The organism is Chitinispirillales bacterium (assembly GCA_031254455.1).
In the GTDB taxonomy this organism is placed as follows: domain Bacteria; phylum Fibrobacterota; class Chitinivibrionia; order Chitinivibrionales; family Chitinivibrionaceae; genus WRFX01.
Genome location: JAIRUI010000062.1, coordinates 1 through 4,309 on the forward strand (window position 1 = coordinate 1; position 4,309 = coordinate 4,309).

Sequence of the window (4,309 nt, forward strand, 5' to 3'; positions counted from 1 at the left end):
TTTAGAATCTCCCTAAATTTATGCTCTGAAATTCTTGAACGAATTATATATTTGTTTTCCATTGTCCCTCCGAGTATTACAACAAAATAATTTTTGTTTAACTAGGATTGAACCTAAAATAAATAATAAAACCCGAATTATACCGGAAAACGAAATGAAAACAAATTATTCGTTTGCATATGATTATTTATTGTCAATAAAACACGAACTTGATAAAAGAGACAACGGGAAACCTAATATAGTTGCTTGGTATGCATTCGGCAGAAGCCAAGGTTTAGATACGAGTTTTGGTGAAAAAATAATATTTTCTCCTATGAATAAAGAGCCGAATTTCATATATTATCCCAATCCCGACTGCACGTTTTATTCAGGATATTCTATAAAATATGACGGGAATTTGAAAGATTTGCTTCCCAAATTAAATTCAGAGAAAATGGCTGATTTTATTTCCGCTTCAAGTAGAGATTTCAGAGACGGTTGGAAAGCGTATAATAAAAAAATAATTGAAGAATTTGAGATACTGCGAAGTTAAAACATGAAAACAATTTTATTAAACGGGATGAATATTCAATATGATTACTGAATATTTGGTGAAGACGGCGTATATAATTCCCGAAAATTACCTGCGAAATTAAAAATATTTTACACATTTATTTCGGCGTAACGTATTTTCGCAAAGTTTCTTAGGAGTTTTAATGTTTTCACAAAGTATGACGGGATACGGACGCTTTGAGCGAAGTTTTGCAAGCGGAAAATATTCTGTAGAAATTAAGGCTGTAAACAGTCGTTTTATAGAAATTCAGTGTCGTATGCCGAGAATTTTCAATCCTTTGGAATTGCAAATCCGTAAATATATTGCAGATAAATTGGAAAGAGGAAGCATAAATATAAACCTAAGTTTTGAGGCGGCAAGCGAAGAAACGAACATAGATTTTGACGAGAAGTCATTCTCACAATACGTGAATTTATTTGACAAATTAGCGAAATCTTGCCAAAAAACAGCGGATTTTTCCGATTTTATGCGTTTTTTGACGCCTTTCACTAAAGACATTATCGTTTCAAAGCCAAAAGAATATTCGGTGGACGAATTGTCGAAAGAGGTTTTTGAAGTCGTAGAAAATGTAACCGATTTATTGATAATAGAAAGGAAACGCGAAGGAGACGCGTTGTGTGAATTTTTGTTGAAATCGCTCAACTTAATCGACGAGAACCTTTGCAAAATAGAAAGTTACGCTCCGCAGCGCATTGAAAAATACAAAAACAAACTGAATACGGCGATCGATTTGCTCAGGAAAGACGGTATAGACGAGCAAAGAATTTCTTTGGAAGTTATTTTGACGATTGAGAAAATTGATATTACAGAGGAAATTACACGACTTAAAACACATATTTCAGCGACAAAAAACTTGATAGAAAATGAGTGTTCTATCGGGAAAAGGCTCGGATTTTGGTTGCAGGAAATAAATCGTGAAATAAACACCATAGGCTCCAAAGCAAACGACGCCGCAATCGCCGGCGTCGTCGTGTCTATGAAAGATACGGCGGAGCAAATGCGGGAACAATCATTGAACTTATTGTAAATAAAAATAAAAAGGAGGGATTTGTGAGTAGAATCAGCGACGCGCAATATGAAATGGACCTCGACAAACTTGAAAAAGAACGAGGAATCAGCCGCTACAAAGCGGTCTTGATGGTTGCAAAAGAAGCAAGATGGCTTAACGACCAGCAAAGAATCGCAGGTACGGAATTGGGTGGAGAAAAACCGATTTCCGTCGCTCTTCAACGTGTATTTGACGGAAAAGTAGTCGAAACGGATGACGAAGCTATCGGCTGAAAATTCCAATTCAAAAAATATTCTTTTAGGAATATCGGGAGGAATTTCGGCGTATAAAATTCCGTTCCTTGTTCGTATTCTCAAAAAAAGAGGACACAACGTAAAAGTTATTCTTACAAATTCCGCAAAAAAATTAGTCGCAACGGATACATTAAAAACACTTTCCGGTTTTCCGGTTTACAGCGACGACAGCATTGATTATGATATGAACCATATTCGGCTGAATGAATGGGCGGACGTATTTGTTTTAGCTCCCGCAACGGCAAATTCCATCGCAAAAATGGCTCACGGAATTGCCGACAATCTCCTTTCTACGACATTTCTATCACTGACTTGTCCTATAGTCGTGGTTCCGGCTATGAATACGGCGATGCTGGAAAACGCCGCGACACAGGCAAATATTAAAAAACTTAAAAACCGTGGAATTATAGCGCTTCCTACGGCAGCCGGAGAATTGGCGTGCGGCGCAGTCGGCGCTGGAAGAATGATAGAGCCGGACGACATTGCCGAATATGTAACTCTTGCTTTGCAAAATACCGATTTATTTGGAAAATTCGCCCAAAAAACAATCTGTATCGCTTCCGGACCTACTGTCGAGCCTATAGACGCAGTTCGTTCGATAACAAATTCTTCAAGCGGAAAAATGGGAGCGGCGCTTGCAAGAGCGGCGATATTCGCCGGCGCTAAAGTCGTCGTCGTCTCAGGACCGGCATCTGCAAAATTACCGACGGGAATCGAATTGATAAAAGTTAATACCGCATCGCAAATGCGTGACGCGATGATGAAAAATCTTCCCGACTGCGATATTGTCGTCATGGCGGCGGCTGTCGGCGATTTTCGAGTTGAAAACGTTTCAAGCGAAAAAATTTCTCGTGAAAATAACGCACAATATACGATAAATTTAATAAAAAATCCCGACATCGCTAAAGAAATCGGCAAAAAAAAGAAAACCGAACAGAAATTGGTCGTCTTTTCACTTGAAACGAACGGCGGCATTGAGCGTGCGATTCAAAAGATGAGTCAAAAAAATGCCGATTTATGCGTGTTCAACGATGCCGACGACGCCTTAGGAAAAGATTGTTCCAAAATAACAATAATCCGCAAGGACGAACAAATTTTTGAATTTGATAAACAAAGCAAAACAGTTTCTGCGGCAAAAATTTTAGAATTATTGTAGAAATAGTCAGAGAAACGACCGATGATCGCGCCAAAAAAACAGTTCGGGCAAAATTTCTTAATTTCGCAGCGCTACATAGACAAAATCGTAAATTCACTTGACGCAAAATCGGGCGATACGCTTGTTGAAATCGGACCGGGAAAAGGCGCATTATCTAAAAAACTTATAGACAAAAATTTTAATTTCGTTATGATTGAAGCCGACAGAGATATGGTGGAATTTATAGAAAACGAATTTGCAGACCGCCGAAATTTTACAATTTACAACGACGACGCGGCAAAATTTGATTATTCGAAAATAGTCGGCGATTTTTTTGTCGCAGGGAATTTGCCGTATAACGTCGGTAATTTAATCATAAAAAAACTGCTTTTTGAAAGTCCGCGGCTAAAATCCATCGTTTGTATGCTTCAAAGGGAAGTCGCCGATAGAATTTGCGCATCGCCTAAAGGAAAAGAAATAGGGTTTTTATCAATTATGTGCCGGTACTTTGCCGATGTCAAAAAAATCTGCACCGTACCGCCCGGAGCGTTTTTTCCCGCTCCGAAAGTACATTCCGCAGTTATTAAACTTGATATAAATACGCAAAAAACCGCAAGAATTTCCCGAGACGAATGGGACGGTTTTTTTGAATTTGTGAGTTTGGGATATTCGCAAAGACGAAAAAAATTACTAAGCGTTATTTCAAGCGAATTTCCGTCAAAAGAATTTGCGAAAAACGTTTTTGTAAAATTAAATTTCAGTGAAAATATCCGCGCCGAAGAATTAAGCGACGACGATTGGGTGAATTTGTATTTGAGCGGAAAATCGTGAAAGAAAAATTGTGTAATTCCCTTCTTTATGTGTTTTCAAATTTTGTTTGGCGAAATGTTTGCGCAGATATTATTTTCTTTTAACATGAAAAAAATATTGGTACATTTACATCTCTTTTATGAAGAACAATTTGACATATTTGCAGAAAAAATAAAATCCGCTTTAGAGCGGTATAATTATTCTTTATTCATTACCGTCAGCGATTGCAACGACGAAATAAAACAAAAATTCTTGTCTTTCAAGCCGGACGCTAAATTTATTATCGTTAAAAATATCGGTGCGGACATTTTCCCTTTTATTACGGTTCTCAATTCGGTTAATCTTGAAGACTATGATTATATAATCAAAGGTTCAATCCTAGTTAAACAAAAATTATTTTGTTGTAATACTAGGAGGGACAATGGAAAACAAATATATAATTCGTTCAAGAATTTCAGAGCATAAATTTAGGGAGATTCTAAAGATATTTTGTTTGGATATAGAAGCTA

Annotated in this window: 7 protein-coding genes; all 7 read left to right on the forward strand. The window is 37.2% G+C overall.

Annotation, left to right across the window (positions count from 1 at the left end; genetic code table 11):
* Positions 1 to 154: 154 nt before the first annotated feature.
* Positions 155 to 532 carry a hypothetical protein gene (locus LBH98_04325; GenBank protein MDR0303985.1) on the forward strand — a complete coding sequence of 126 codons (378 nt, stop codon included), beginning with the start codon at positions 155 to 157 and terminating at the stop codon, positions 530 to 532.
* Positions 533 to 695: 163 nt separating this feature from the next.
* Complete coding sequence (locus LBH98_04330) at positions 696 to 1,580, forward strand: YicC family protein (protein MDR0303986.1); 885 nt, start codon at positions 696 to 698, stop codon at positions 1,578 to 1,580.
* A gap of 23 nt (positions 1,581 to 1,603) precedes the next feature.
* Positions 1,604 to 1,834 carry a DNA-directed RNA polymerase subunit omega gene (locus LBH98_04335; protein ID MDR0303987.1) on the forward strand — a complete coding sequence of 77 codons (231 nt, stop codon included), beginning with the start codon at positions 1,604 to 1,606 and terminating at the stop codon, positions 1,832 to 1,834.
* Positions 1,815 to 3,011: a bifunctional phosphopantothenoylcysteine decarboxylase/phosphopantothenate--cysteine ligase CoaBC gene (gene coaBC, locus LBH98_04340; GenBank protein MDR0303988.1), complete on the forward strand. Its 1,197-nt coding sequence runs from the start codon at positions 1,815 to 1,817 to the stop codon at positions 3,009 to 3,011. Before LBH98_04335 ends, coaBC begins: the two co-directional genes overlap by 20 nt.
* 21 nt (positions 3,012 to 3,032) lie before the next feature.
* Positions 3,033 to 3,821 carry a 16S rRNA (adenine(1518)-N(6)/adenine(1519)-N(6))-dimethyltransferase RsmA gene (rsmA, locus tag LBH98_04345; GenBank protein MDR0303989.1) on the forward strand — a complete coding sequence of 263 codons (789 nt, stop codon included), beginning with the start codon at positions 3,033 to 3,035 and terminating at the stop codon, positions 3,819 to 3,821.
* Between the two features lie 54 nt (positions 3,822 to 3,875).
* Positions 3,876 to 4,265 (forward strand): rhamnan synthesis F family protein, encoded by a 390-nt coding sequence (locus LBH98_04350; GenBank protein ID MDR0303990.1) that lies wholly within the window; start codon positions 3,876 to 3,878, stop codon positions 4,263 to 4,265.
* The coding region (locus LBH98_04355; protein MDR0303991.1) for an IS1595 family transposase at positions 4,237 to 4,309 on the forward strand (73 nt) is incomplete at its 3' end. The genes LBH98_04350 and LBH98_04355, both read left to right, overlap by 29 nt.

What these genes read in the sequence shown, in the direction of transcription:
- coaBC (MDR0303988.1), top strand. Translation starts at nt 1,815, where the DNA reads ATGACGAAGCTATCGGCTGAAAATTCCAATTCAAAAAATATTCTTTTA.
- LBH98_04350 (MDR0303990.1), top strand. Translation starts at nt 3,876, where the DNA reads ATGTTTGCGCAGATATTATTTTCTTTTAACATGAAAAAAATATTGGTA.
- LBH98_04330 (MDR0303986.1), top strand. Translation starts at nt 696, where the DNA reads ATGTTTTCACAAAGTATGACGGGATACGGACGCTTTGAGCGAAGTTTT.
- rsmA (MDR0303989.1), top strand. Translation starts at nt 3,033, where the DNA reads ATGATCGCGCCAAAAAAACAGTTCGGGCAAAATTTCTTAATTTCGCAG.
- LBH98_04325 (MDR0303985.1), top strand. Translation starts at nt 155, where the DNA reads ATGAAAACAAATTATTCGTTTGCATATGATTATTTATTGTCAATAAAA.